Genomic DNA, 13,316 nt, shown 5'->3' on the forward strand with positions numbered 1-13,316 from the left:
CAGCAGAAACAGGCCGGCGCAGCGCCACGCTATCGATGCCTACTGGCGCAGCGGGCGATTGGAGAACGCTCCCCGCCTGGTGCAACGCTAGACTCCCGGGGTGAACAACTGCGCTTCGAAGGCATAGCGCACCAGGTCGGCCGTCGTCGTCAGATTGAGTTTCTGCAGCAACCGGATTTTATGGGTGCTGACGGTTTTGGAGCTGATAGACAGCCGTTCGCCGATTTCAGTCACGCTGACACCGCTCACCAGCAGTTCGAAAATCTGGTATTCGCGCTCAGACAGGGTTTCGTGCGGAGGACGCGCATCGCCCATCCCCATCTCGAAGACCATGCGGTCGGCCAGCGCCGGATCGATATAGCGGCGTCCGGCCGCCACTTTGCGGATGGCCGCGAGCAGCATGGTCGGCTCGCTGTCCTTGGTCGCGAAGCCGCTGGCGCCGGCCTTCAGCGCGCGGCTGGCGATCTGGGTTTCGTTATGCATGGTCAGCACCAGGATGCGCGGCGCCTGCGGCAACGCAGCGATGCGCTTGATCGCCTCGATGCCATGCGGCCCGGGCATGGTCATGTCCAGCAGCAGCACCTCGCAGGCGGTTTCACGCAAGGCGGCGAACAGCACGTCGCCGTCGCTGGCTTCGCCGACCACTTCAATATCGTCGGCCATGGACAACAACTGCTTGATACCTTCGCGCACCAGGGTATGGTCTTCGGCAATCAGAACGCGGATCATGTGACGGCCTTGTCGGTAAAGGGAATGCGAACGATGATGCGCGCGCCGGCTCCCGGCGCGCTATCGACTTCGACGCTGCCTCGCAACATCCATACCCGCTCGCGGATGCCGACCAGGCCGAAGGAACGCGACATCGCCGCCGGATCGAAACCGCGGCCATCGTCTTCGACTTTCAGCACCAGCTCGGCATCGGTGTAGGCGAGGCGGATGACGACGTGACTCGCAGCGGCGTGGCGCGCCACATTGGTCAGCGCCTCCTGCACGATGCGAAACAGGATCACGGCGCGGGCATCGTCGAGTTCGGGCAGGCCCTCGGCAATATCGACGTCGCAGTGCAGCGACAAGCGGTCGACGATACGCTGCGCCAGCCATTCCAGCGCCGCCGCCAGCCCGAGATCCAGCGCTGGCGGACGCAGCGCCGTCACCACATTGCGGGCGATCTGCAGCGTCTGGTCTATCGATTTTTTCATTCCGGACAGGCGCTGCATCACATCGGGACGCGACGCGCCGACCGCCATTTCGCACATCGAGGTTTCGATCTTGAGCGCGGTCAGCATCTGCCCAAGCTCGTCGTGCACTTCGCGCGCGATGCTGGCCTTTTCCTTCTCGCGCAACGCTTCATGGTGTGCGGCGAGTTCGCGCAGCAGCCAGCGCGATTCGGCCAGCGACTGCTCGCTGCGCTTGTTGGCGGTGATATCCCACGCCATGCCATCCCAAGTCGACACCCCCTGCGCGTCGCGGCGACGACTGGCCTTGAGGTCGACCCAGCGCTCCTGGCTCAATACCGTCACCACACGCCCCTGCCAGTTCCACGCTTCTCCCCCCTGCATCGCCAGCGTCAAACTCGCGCGAAAGCCGGCGAGGTCCTGCGGATGCACGATACCGAACAACTGATCCGGGTCAGCCAGCACGACCGACGCGGGAAAGCCGCAGATATCGGCACAGGCGTCGCTCAGATAGACCAGGTCGGGCGGACTGTCGTCGGACTCCTGCCGCAATTGGAACACCATGCCCGGCACATGGTTGGCCAATTCACGGAAGCGTGCCTCGCTCGCCTCCAGCGCGCCACGGATGCGCTGCCGCTCGCTGATATCGGACACGAACAGCACCAGGTACTCGCGATTGTCGTAGGACAACAGACAGGCATGGACTTCCACCGGAATAAAGCGACCGTCGCGGCAACGGTGCCGGCTCTCGTAAGCGAGAAAACGGCGCTGACGCAATGACTTCCAGAACGTCAACCAGTCGCGCTGGTCGAGCGAGGGGTCGATATCCTGCAGCCGCATGCCCTGCACCTGCAATTGCGGCTGCCCCAGGCTGTCGCACAAGGCCTGGTTCGCATACTGGATGCGCCCGTCCCAGTACAGGCGCAGGATGCCTATCGGGCTATGATCCATGGTGAACTGAGAGTGCAGCAGTTGCAGTGCCTGCGCATGACGCAACTGCAATTCTTCCTCGCGTTGCCGCAATTGCAGCTCGATCGCCCGGTTCAGGCGCCGGTTATTCATCGTCAGCAGGGCGAAGGTCAGCGCCGCCAACAGCGCGAGCAAGGCGATTGCGCCCCAGAATGCGCCCCCTTCCCACCAGGGATGGCGACCGGGATCGATCCAGCTCTGCTCGATCTGCTGCAAATCGCTACGCGGAATCGACGCCAGTGCGCGGTCGAGGATATCGCTCAGCAACGGCCAGTCATCGCGTACCGCAACACGCGGCGCGGTGTAGAAGCCGACTTCGCCGCCGATCCGCAAATCGCGGAATACCGGTCCGCCCAGCCAGTAACGCACCTCGGCGCCGTCGATCAGCGCCGCGTGCGCCGTGCCGGCATGCGTGCGGTGCAAGGCTTCCTGGGTCGAGACCACCGTTTCGCGCAACAGCAGCGGATAGTTGCGCAGCAAAAACCGGTCGAGTGTCACATCGGTCAACACCACCGACGCTTCGCCCAAGTCGCCCGGCGATGCCGGAACCGGCGCTTGCGCCCGCGCCACCATCAGAAACGGCACCTTCAAATAGGGCTGGCTGAACAGCCAGAAGCGCAGACGATGCGGCGTTTCTTCGACACCGAACGCCAGATCGATATCATGACGCACGCCAAGCCGCTCGAGCTCGGCCTCGTCACCGGCCGGCACCACCTTGAACGCGACGCCGAGCCGGCGCTGCAGCAAACGCATCAGGTCGATATCGGCGCCGCGATATTCACGGCTTTCCGCATCGTAAATGACGTAGGGGGGACGCAGGACCAGTCCAACGCGCAAGACAGGATGCGCGGCCAGCCATTGCTGCTGCGGACGCGGCCACACGGTGGGGCTCGCGGCCGCCGCGGCCGGAAGCAGACAGGCGAACAACAGCAGCAACAGAGGCATGGACTCGACCGGCGAGAGAAATAAACCTGTTCATCATAATGAAAAACGATGGCCGCAGGGCCGCAAGCTCATGGCGCGACATGAAACCCCGAGTGCCGCATCTGTTGCAGCAGCCAGTCGCGCAGCAAGCGAACCGCGGGCGAGGCGTCGCCGGCCGGATAGACCAGATAGTTGCCCCACTCGGTCGCCAGCGCCGCCGGATGGGCGCACGCGAGGGTACCGGCTGCCAGCGCATCGGCCAGCAGGGTGCGGCGCGTCAGACAGATGCCCTGCCCCGCCTTGCAGGCCTCGACCATCACGCCCGCATCGCGAAACAGGGGGCCGGTGCGGGTGCTCTGCGGCGAGACCCCCACTTGAGCGAACCATGCCGGCCATGACACACCGGCATGGCGCAGAAGAGGCGCGCTCTCGAACAGGCGCTCGGGGGCGAGCCCGCGCCCGCCCAGGCGGGCCAGCAGCGCCGGGCTGATCGCGGCCAGCAGCCAGTCTCCGCACAGCCGCTCCGCGGTCAAGCCCGGCCAATCGCCCGCACCGTGCCGTATGGCGGCGTCGGGGCCGCTCGCCGCCGCACCGAATGCAACGATGCGAGTGCTGGTTTCCAGCTCGAGTTCGATTCCACTCTCCTCCGCCGGCCAGCCGGGCACGCGCGGATACAGCCAGCACGTCGCCAGCGAGGGCAGCAGGCTGACGCGCAAGGCGGATGGCGCCGCCCCCGACCGGCCGCGGTGCACGGCGGCGACGGTGTTGCGCAACAGATCGAAAGCCGGCACGGCGCCGCCGGCCAAGGTGCGCCCTTCGGCCGTCATCTCGACGCCGGCACGGCTGCGTTGAAACAACAGCACGCCCAGGTCCTGCTCCAGTTGGCGAATATGCTGGCTGACCGCCGCGTGGCTGACGGCGAGTTCTTCCGCCGCACGGCGAAAGTGCAGATGGCGCGCGACGGCATCGAACGTACGTAGTGCGGCAAGCGAAGGAAGGCGGGGCATTGTCGTTATTTAAGCAAAACTTACCAGGTAGACAGGATGATTTAACCATAAGTCATACGATGTCGGCTACGCTCGTTGCATTGCCCATCCCCACAGGAGCGCTCCATGACCCCCGCCCTCGCCCAAGACCAGGCCGGCATTGCCGGCGTGCTCGAACACACCCTGCAGGATGCCCTACGCGTCATCGCATCGCTCGACACGCGGGCCGTCGCCTGCGCGACGGCGCCGCAAGCACCGCAGGCGCTGAGCCGGACCGGAACCGGGTTTGCCTCGGCGCTGGCCGACTTCAATGCGCGCTACGCCGCCGGTTTCGCCGCCAGCGCCGGGCCACGCTATCTCGGCTTTGTCACGGGGGGAGCCACGCCGGCGGCGCTGGCCGCCGACTGGCTGGTTTCGTGCTACGACCAGAACCCGACATCGGGCATCGACGGCAGCGCCCCGGATCTCGAACGCGAGACGCTTGCGCAGCTGCGCGAGCTGTTCGGTCTCGACAACGGCTTCAGCGGCGCCTTTGTCACCGGCGCGACCCTGTCCAACTTCGTCGGTCTGGCTCTCGGACGGGAATGGGTAGGCGAACACCGCGGCCTGCAGGTATCGGAATCGGGCATCGCCGCGCTCGGTGCGGTGCACATCCTGTCGGGTGCGCCGCACTCCAGCATTTTCAAGGCGGCATCCATGCTCGGCCTCGGACGCCAGGCCGTCGAAACGCTACCGCTGCTGGCGGGGCGCGAAGCGGTGGACATCGCGGCGCTGGAGGCGCGCCTGGCCGGACTGCAAGGCGAGGCCTGCATCGTGGTCGCCAATGCAGGCACCGTCAACAGCGTCGATTTCGACGATCTTGCCGCCATCGGCGCGCTGCGCGAACGCTATCCGTTCTGGCTGCACATCGACGCCGCCTTCGGCGCCTTCGCCGCGCTGGCTCCAGCCGCCGCCGACCGTGTGAACGGACTCTCGGAGGCCGATTCGATCTGCATCGACTTGCACAAATGGCTGAACGTCCCCTACGACGCCGCCGTTCAGTTCACCCGCCGCCAGGATCTGCAGCTGCGCGTGTTCCGCAACAGCGCCGCGTACCTGGGAGCGCCGGGCGCGACACCCGATTTCGTGCATCTGACCCCCGAGAACTCGCGCCGGCTGCGCGCACTGCCGACCTGGTTTGCCTTGCGCGCCTATGGCCGCGATGGCGTGCGCGACATCGTCGAGCGTTGCATACGCCATGCGCAACGGCTTGCGGCGCACATCGACGCCTCGCCCGACTTCGTCGCTCTCGCGCCGACGCGGCTCAATGTCGTCTGCTTTACCCTGCGCGACAATGCGGAGGGCGCGGCTGGCGAAGCGAAGGTCCAGTCCTTCGTGATGCGCGTGCGGGACGCCGGCGAAGCCTTCGTCACGCCAACCTTTCACCACGGCCGCTGGGGCGTGCGCGCGGCCTTCAGCAACTGGCGCACCCGCGACGAAGATGTCGAGCGCGTCTGGCTGGCGCTGAAGGCCGCGCTGCCGGACTGAGCGCCGCGCCACAGACCTACAGCCGGAAATTGGAGACCAGGTTTTCCAGACTGGTCGACAGCTCGCGCAATTGCTGCACCGAATCCGCCACCTGGCGCACGACCTCGCTATTGCTTTGCGCCATCGTGCTGATCCGTTCCACGTTTTGCGCGATTTCGGTACTGGCCGACGACTGCTCGCGCGTCGCCGCAGCGATATCGACGATGCTGCCGACCAGCCGCTGGCTGCGCTGCAGCACTTCGCGCATGATGCGATCCGAGTCCTCGGCGATGCCGACGCTCAAGTCCACGCTGGCGCTGCTGCTCTTCACGTCGTCCACCGCCGCCAGGGTCTCGCTGCCGATCGCGCTCACGATGCCGGAAATCTGCAGCGTCGCCTCCGCGGTGCGGCCGGCCAGCTTGCGCACTTCATCGGCCACCACCGCAAAGCCGCGGCCGGTCTCGCCGGCGCGCGCCGCTTCGATCGCCGCGTTGAGCGCCAGCAGATTGGTCTGATCGGCAATGTCCCGGATCACGCCGACGATGGTGCTGACCTCGCTGGAGCGGGCTCCCAGACCGTGCACCCGCGCCGCCAGTTCATGCATGCTGTCTGTCATGCGCCGTATCTCGCCGGTGACTTTCTGCACCGCCGCGACGCTCTGCTCGGTCAGTTCGCCCGTTTCGCGCGCGGCCGCCTCGGCATCCTGCGCCGACGACGCGATGTGCTGCACGCTGACCGTCACCTGCTCGACCCCGGCGGCCGTGGCGCTGGCCGCATCCGATTGCGTCGACGAGGCGCGCTCGACCTGCAAGGCCGAATCGGCCAAAGCGCCAGCCGCCGCCGTCACCGCCCGGCTCTGTTCGCGTACATCGATGAACATCTCGCGCAATGAGCCGATCAGACGATTGAACGAATCCGCCATACGCCCGATTTCATCGCGATTGACCACCTCCAGACGCACAGTCAGATCGCCGCGTCCGGATGCCAGTTGCGCCATGGTGTCGGCCATGCGGTGCAAGGGACGGGTCAGGGCTTTCACCACGGCCGTCAGCAACAGCAGGATCACGATCAGGGCGACGACGCCGATGGCGATGGCCGTCAGGCTCTGCCGTCTGGCGTCGGCGGTGATGGCCGCAGTGGGGATGCTGACGCCCAGCGACCAGAACTGCCCGGTCTCGCCCACTCTGACCGGGCTGTAGAAGTGGGTGAAGCCCTGCGCCTCGTAGACGAAACGCTCGCCGCGCCGGATCTTCTCCATGAACGGCGCCAGCGGGTCGTCCTTGGCCACCGCTTTGCCCAAGCGATCGGCTTTCGGGGTGACGACATAGAGCCCGCCTTCCGACAGCATGGTCAGATAGCCGGTTTCATCCGGGTGGACGCCGCCGAAACGCTGCTGCAACTGGCCGAGCGAGACATCGGTCGCCGCAACGCCCAACATCTTGCCGCCGCCGTCCTTCATCACGACGACCAGCGAGCTTTCCAGCACCTGCTTGCCCTGGACTTCGTAGGGAAACGGTTCGGTGATCGTGTCGCGTCCGCGCTGCTTGGGAACGAAATAGAAATCGCCCCAGCCGGCTTTTTCATAATCGGGCCGATAACTCTGTGGATGGTCCTTGAATTTGGGAAACTCCTTGACCCGCGGCGGGTCCATCATGACATCCATCTGCGCGGCGCCTTGCGCATTCCTGGTGACGTAGGGCGTATAGCGTCCGCTCGGATCCTGCTTCGGCCATTCCAGGCGGAAAGCATCGTCCCTGCCGTCGAAGGCATTGGGTTCCCACAGCATCCACAGCCCGATCGAGCGCGGCGCGTTATCGAGCAGGCGCAGCAGAACGGCATCGGCCAGCTTGCGATCGGGTGGGCCGATACGCTTTATCCCGAGCATGGCATCGGCCAGGTGGTGGGGCAAGGCAAAGCCGGTTGCGAGATCCATCTCGGCATCCTTGGCATAACTTCCGGCCTGCTCGGATGCCAACTGGTAGCCTCGCTCCAGCGCCGAATCGTAGCCCTGCTTGGCGATCAGCCCTATCATGCCGGCGAAACCGAGCGAAATGGCCAATGCGGCGACCAGGGTGATGCGCGTACTCAAATTCCCCCATTTGCTGTTCTCTTCGGACATGCCCAGCTCCCGGTTGTCATCCAATGCATATCGGCATTTTTACACTCTTGCCGCTCACGTCCAGTCTACAGGCTGAACGGCCGGGACAACAAAGGCCGGCGACAAATTGTTGCATTGCAACGACGCGCTCACCGTACAGGCAAGGCGCCGGCCAGCAACTCGAGTGCGGGTGCGGGCCGCCCGAACCAGTAGCCTTGCGCCAGATCGCAACGATGCCGCAACAGAAAATCGCGCTGCCCTTCGGTTTCGACCCCCTCGGCTATCATGCGCCACCCCATAGCGTGCCCCATTGCAATCATCGCTTCCACCAGGCGCCCGGTCTGCTCGCGCTCCAGCATGTGGTGGATAAAGGAACCGTCGATTTTCAGCGTACTGAGGGGGTAACGCTGCAAGTGAGCGAGCGAGGCCTTGCCCATGCCGAAATCGTCTATCGACAGCCCGATGCCGATATCGCACAGACGGGTCAGATTGCGGACGGTCTCCAGCCTCTCGTCCATCAGGATGCTTTCCGTGATTTCCAGATCCAGCCGCTGCGGAGCAAAGCCGTAGCCGGATAACAACGCCGCCACCCAGTCGGCGAACTCCGGCGCCTGCAGCTGGCGCGCCGAGACATTGACCGCCACCCGGTCGGGGAAGGCAGCGGCGCCCAGCCCGGACTGCATATCCCGGCAGGCGTTTTCCAGGACCCAGTCGCCCAGGCTCTTGAGCAGCCCCGCCTCCTCCGCCAAGGCAAAGAACTCGCCCGGCAGGCTCAGATGTCCTGCCTCATCCTGCCAGCGCAGCAAGCCTTCCAGCTCGACAGCAGCGCCACTGTTCAAATCGAAGATGGGCTGATAATACAGACGCATCTCACCGCGCTCGAGCGCTCCCCGCAGCCGGGCCTCTTGCGCGCTGCGCCGCAGCAGCTTGCTGTTCAGCGCCTGGGTGAAGAAGCGGTAGCCGTTGCGCCCCGCCTCCTTTGCCTTGTACATGGCGAGATCGGCGTTGCGCAGCAGCGTCTGACTATCCTGACCGTCGTTCGGAAACAGGGCGATGCCGACACTGGCGGTCACCGACGGCTCAGCCGAGCGGATTTCAAACGGTAGCGCAACGGCGCGGATCACGTGCTCGGCCACCTTGGCCGCCTGATAGGCGCGCAACAGGCCGGGCAATATGATGACAAACTCGTCGCCGCCGAGACGCGACACCGTATCGCCCTCGCGCAGGCACTTGCGCAAGCGCTGCGCGAGCTCGCGCAAAAGTGCATCGCCGGCAGTATGCCCGAGCGTGTCGTTGACCCGCTTGAAGCGGTCGAGATCGAGATATAACAAGGCGCAAGACAGCTTTGTGCGCTGCGCCTGGGCAATGGCCTGGCCGAGGCGATCGAGCATCAGCACCCGGTTGGGCAAACCGGTCAGATCGTCGAAATTGGCCTGGCGCCAAAGGTTTTCTTCGTAGCGGCGGCGGTAACCTATCATCGACTCGATGTCCGACACATCGCCCTCGTTCCAGGCATCGGCCTGCAAGGTCTGCCGAATCGCGGCGAGTCCGGATGACAGCGGCCCCAGGCATGCGTGATCCCCCTTCTCACGCGACAGTACGACGTGGATATCATCCAGCAGCAAGCGCATCAGGCCGCTGCGCAAGCCGTTGAGGACTTCGGTGCGCTTGAGTCGGCTGCGCGTGAAGTAATCGCAGAATCGCGCGTAATGCAACGGAAACCCGTCGACCACGGCATCGTAAAACGGCTCGCCGCCATCGAAGAAAAAAACGCCGACCAGAGTCTGGTTCAGCATGATGCCGAGGATTTCACCGGCGCTGGATAGCCCGGCCACGGGAATCGGCCAGCCGCGCCCCAACTCGGACGGCAAAGCGGAACTCCGCAGGCGTCGCAGCATGCAATCGCTGAGTATCGCAGCGATCGGCAGGGGTTTGTCATGCAGAAACCGTGCGAGATCGCCTTCGGTCTGCGCGGCAAGATCCTTGCCGACCAGAAGCAACAACTGGTCGCCGGAGTTGACGTCGCCATATAACGACACGCTTCCCTGGCCGACATCGATGCCGGATACCGCACGAACATGCACCTCGCCATCGATGTCGAGGCCGAAGCTATGCCCGAGCAGGCGCTGCTGCAAATCGTCGGTGGGACAGTCCAGGGCCTTGGCGAGCGCCGACAGTATCGGCACGATGGCGCCGGAGCTCGCATCTATCACCGAATGCACCGTCCGGCGCCCGGGATCGACTTCGAGCAGAGAGAACGCAATGCCGGTCTTGTGAAAATGATGACTCTTGAACACGCCGTAGCGTTTGCCAGGCGCCAGTTTGAGAAAGACCAGGACGGCATGATTGCTCATGCTCTTCTGTCCGTCGTGCAGCGACGGCAAACCGGCATCGGAGCGCCGCACGCAGAGGCCGCCGACGAACAGGCAGGGAAAGCGCCCGCTGCGGTAGACCGCTTCCATGAACAGGCTGTCGCAAGCCGTGGCGCCATCGATGAAAGTCAGCGCCAGGGTATCGCGGGCATCCAGGGAAAACGGCAGCGCGACCCCTTTGAGCGCGCCGACCAGGCGCTCGATCCGTTGTTCGCGGGACAGGAGCGAAGCGCCGACCTGCAAGGCAAGCGAATGGATGCTGGCACAAGCCAGCAGCCGGGGCGAGAAAATCTGCAGCACGACGCCCCCGCCGCCGGAGCGGTACCAGGGTTCGCCCTGCGTGGCGCACAATTCGCCCTCGACGGCCACCGCCAGAAACGGGGCGCCGGCACCGACCCGCTTGAGGGCCGTCGTCAAGACATCGAAATCGGCGTCCGGGGAAACGAAAGCGAGGATCAGTGTTGTCGCGCGGCCATCGAAAACAAAATCCTCGCCCGCGACCCCATCCAGGGTTGCGTTAGTTTCGAGCACCCTGACATGCGGGGCAGAAACGGTCGCGGTGGAAATGATAGCCTCGAACGGGGTCGCGGATGCAATGAAAAGGCCGGACCCGACGAACGGCGCCAGCCGCCGTTCATGGCGTCCCTGCCCTCGTTATAGGACGCCGACATGACAAAACCAATCGCGGCAAGCACCACAGCCCTCCCCTTCGGTCACGTCTGCAGTTTCGCTTGCGATCAGCGCCTCGCGCATCATGTGCGCGTCAGCGTCGCCCCGCTCCTCGGCCGAGGCGGCGATCCGGTTTTGACCATGACCGGCCGCGCGGGACTCAGGGCTCGCCGCGTGCGAAGCGCTGATGCATCTCGACCGTCAGCCCCTCGATGCGCTCGGTCAGCGTCTTGGTCAGTTCAGTCAAACGCGTGTTCTGTTCCAATAGCGCGAGCAAGTGCGCCTGCTGCCCGGCGACGTCGATGGCGATGGCTTCGCGATGCAGGGCATCGGCTTCGCCATGCGCCTTGTCGCGCGCCGCCTGCCGGGTCTGCGCGAGCAGGATCAGCGGCGCGGCATAAGCCGCCTGCAAGCTGAAAGCCAGGTTGAGCAGAATAAAGGGGTAGACATCGAATTTGACCAGGCCTGCGACATTGGCCGCGATCCAGATAAAGACGATCAGGGTCTGCGCGCCGAGGAAGGTCGGCGTTCCGAAAAAACGGGCAAACGCTTCGGCCTTCAGCGCAAAAGCATCGTTTCCGAAGGTGGAGGCCAGATGCACGAAAGGGCGATGAAAGCGCAGGTGATCGGGAAGTGGGGCAGGCATTGGTTCGTGCTGGGCAGCAGGCATGAGTCTCTCCGGCGCAATGGACGCAAACGGGCGCGGTGCGCGCCTTCTCGTCCACTGTGACAGATTGCGGCAGCCTGGGCACAAAAAACACCCCCCGCACGGAAGCCTCCGGGCGGGGGGTGCATCGGGCAGCGAACCGCTCAGGCCTGGGCCGGTTCGGCCTTCTGCCGCAAGCGCAGATTCAGCTCGCGCAACTGCTTGTCGTCCACGGCGTTCGGCGCATTGGTCAGCAGGCACTGCGCACGCTGGGTCTTGGGGAAGGCGATCACATCGCGAATCGACTCGGCGCCGGCCATCAGCGTAACCAGCCGATCGAGACCGAAGGCCAGACCGCCATGCGGCGGCGCACCGAACTTGAGGTTGTCGAGCAGGAAGCCGAACTTGTTCTGCTGTTCTTCCGGGGTGATATTCAGCGCGGCGAACACTTTTTCCTGCACCTCGGCGCGATGGATACGAATGGAACCACCGCCGATTTCCCAACCGTTGAGCACCATATCGTAGGCGCGCGCCAGGCAGGCCCCCGGGTCGCTCTCAAGCAGGTCTTCGTGGCCGGGCTTTGGCGCCGTGAACGGGTGATGGCAGGCGGTCCAGCGGTCGTCTTCCTCGTCATGCTCGAACATCGGGAAGTCGACCACCCACAGCGGTTTCCATTCCTTGACGGCGAAGCCCTTCTCGTGGCCGATCTTCAGACGCAGCGCGCCGATCGCCTCGTTCACGACCTTGGTCTTGTCCGCGCCGAAGAAAATCAGGTCGCCATCGACCGCGCCGGTGCGCTTGACGATCTCGACCAGCGCCGCTTCGGACAGGAACTTGACGATGGGAGACTGCAGGCCGCTATCCTCGCCGTTGCTGAGGCGAGTCGCATCGTTGACCTTGATATAAGCCAGACCCTTGGCGCCGTAGATGGCGACAAACTGGGTGTACTCGTCGATTTCCTTGCGCGTGAGCGAGGCGCCGCCCGGGATGCGCAGGGCAACGACCCGCCCATTGGGCAGATCGGCCGCAGCGCGGAACACCTTGAACGTCTCGTTCTTCATCAGATCGGTGAGTTCGGTGAAAGCCAGCGGGATACGCAGATCGGGCTTGTCCGAGCCGTACAGGAACATCGCGTCGGCGTAGGTCATGCGCGGGAAATCGCCGAGCTTGACGTCCAGAACTTCGTCGAACAGCTCGCGGGTCATGGTCTCGGTGATGTCCATGATCTCGGCTTCCGACAGGAAAGAGGTCTCGATATCGATCTGGGTGAATTCCGGCTGACGATCCGCACGCAGATCCTCATCGCGGAAACACTTGGTGATCTGGTAGTAGCGGTCGAAGCCGGCGACCATCAACAGCTGCTTGAACAGCTGCGGCGATTGCGGCAACGCGAAGAACTCGCCCGGATGGACGCGCGACGGAACCAGGTAGTCGCGTGCACCTTCCGGCGTCGAACGGGTCAGCATCGGCGTTTCGATATCGATGAAACCCTGGCGGTCGAGGTAACGGCGTACGCTCATCGCCACGCGGTAGCGCAGGCGCAGGTTCTTCTGCATCTGCGGACGGCGCAGATCGATCACGCGGTTGGTCAGGCGAACGTTCTCGGACAGATTTTCGTCGTCGATCTGGAACGGCGGCGTGGCCGCGGTGTTCAGAACGTCGATCTCCTTGGCGAGAATCTCGATCTCGCCCGAAATCATCTTGCTGTTGGCCGTGCCGGCAGGGCGCTCGCGCACGATGCCGGTCACCGACAGCACGAATTCGTTGCGGCTGCCATCGGCCGTCTTGAAGGCTTCCGGGGTGTCCGGATCGATCACCACCTGCACCAGACCTTCGCGGTCGCGCAAGTCGATGAAGATCACGCCGCCGTGGTCACGACGTCGGTGTGCCCAGCCCTTGACCGTCACGGTCTGGCCCAGATACTTCTTGTCAATCAGTCCGCAATAATCGGTTCGCATTGTTATCTCTGGA

The 13,316-nt window shown here is 64.4% G+C and carries 8 protein-coding genes; 1 reads left to right on the forward strand and 7 read right to left on the reverse strand.

Going from position 1 to position 13,316, the window contains the following annotated elements; translation table 11 throughout:
* Nucleotides 1–87: 87 nt before the first annotated feature.
* From G520_RS0108235 to G520_RS22135, 3 genes are all read right to left on the reverse strand, one after another.
* Entirely contained in the window at nucleotides 88–729 is a 642-nt protein-coding gene (locus G520_RS0108235) for a response regulator (protein WP_028535232.1), read from the reverse strand.
* On the reverse strand, nucleotides 726–3,089 hold the full coding sequence (locus G520_RS0108240; protein ID WP_028535233.1) for a PAS domain-containing sensor histidine kinase: 2,364 nt from the start codon (nucleotides 3,087–3,089) through the stop codon (nucleotides 726–728). The genes G520_RS0108235 and G520_RS0108240 overlap by 4 nt, the downstream gene beginning before the upstream one ends.
* Before the next feature lie 68 nt (nucleotides 3,090–3,157).
* A complete protein-coding gene (locus G520_RS22135; protein ID WP_051229268.1) occupies nucleotides 3,158–4,075 on the reverse strand; it encodes a LysR substrate-binding domain-containing protein in 918 nt (305 codons plus the stop codon).
* 105 nt (nucleotides 4,076–4,180) lie between these two features.
* Between G520_RS22135 and G520_RS0108250 the strand changes: the two genes are divergently transcribed.
* Nucleotides 4,181–5,581, forward strand: a complete 1,401-nt coding sequence (locus G520_RS0108250) for a pyridoxal phosphate-dependent decarboxylase family protein (RefSeq protein ID WP_028535234.1) — start codon at nucleotides 4,181–4,183, stop codon at nucleotides 5,579–5,581.
* Nucleotides 5,582–5,597: 16 nt separating this feature from the next.
* Here G520_RS0108250 and G520_RS0108255 read toward each other — a convergent pair whose 3' ends face one another.
* From G520_RS0108255 to aspS, 4 genes are all read right to left on the reverse strand, one after another.
* Nucleotides 5,598–7,679 (reverse strand): methyl-accepting chemotaxis protein, encoded by a 2,082-nt coding sequence (locus G520_RS0108255; RefSeq protein WP_028535235.1) that lies wholly within the window; start codon nucleotides 7,677–7,679, stop codon nucleotides 5,598–5,600.
* A gap of 128 nt (nucleotides 7,680–7,807) precedes the next feature.
* Nucleotides 7,808–10,561 carry a bifunctional diguanylate cyclase/phosphodiesterase gene (locus G520_RS23930; protein ID WP_051229269.1) on the reverse strand — a complete coding sequence of 918 codons (2,754 nt, stop codon included), beginning with the start codon at nucleotides 10,559–10,561 and terminating at the stop codon, nucleotides 7,808–7,810.
* Between the two features lie 298 nt (nucleotides 10,562–10,859).
* A complete protein-coding gene (locus G520_RS0108265) occupies nucleotides 10,860–11,345 on the reverse strand; it encodes a DUF1003 domain-containing protein (RefSeq protein WP_028535236.1) in 486 nt (161 codons plus the stop codon).
* Nucleotides 11,346–11,509: 164 nt separating this feature from the next.
* Nucleotides 11,510–13,303, reverse strand: a complete 1,794-nt coding sequence (gene aspS, locus G520_RS0108270) for an aspartate--tRNA ligase (RefSeq protein ID WP_028535237.1) — start codon at nucleotides 13,301–13,303, stop codon at nucleotides 11,510–11,512.
* Nucleotides 13,304–13,316: the final 13 nt, after the last annotated feature.

The sequence above is a fragment of the Paludibacterium yongneupense DSM 18731 genome (assembly GCF_000422925.1).
In the GTDB taxonomy this organism is placed as follows: Bacteria; Pseudomonadota; Gammaproteobacteria; order Burkholderiales; family Chromobacteriaceae; genus Paludibacterium; species Paludibacterium yongneupense.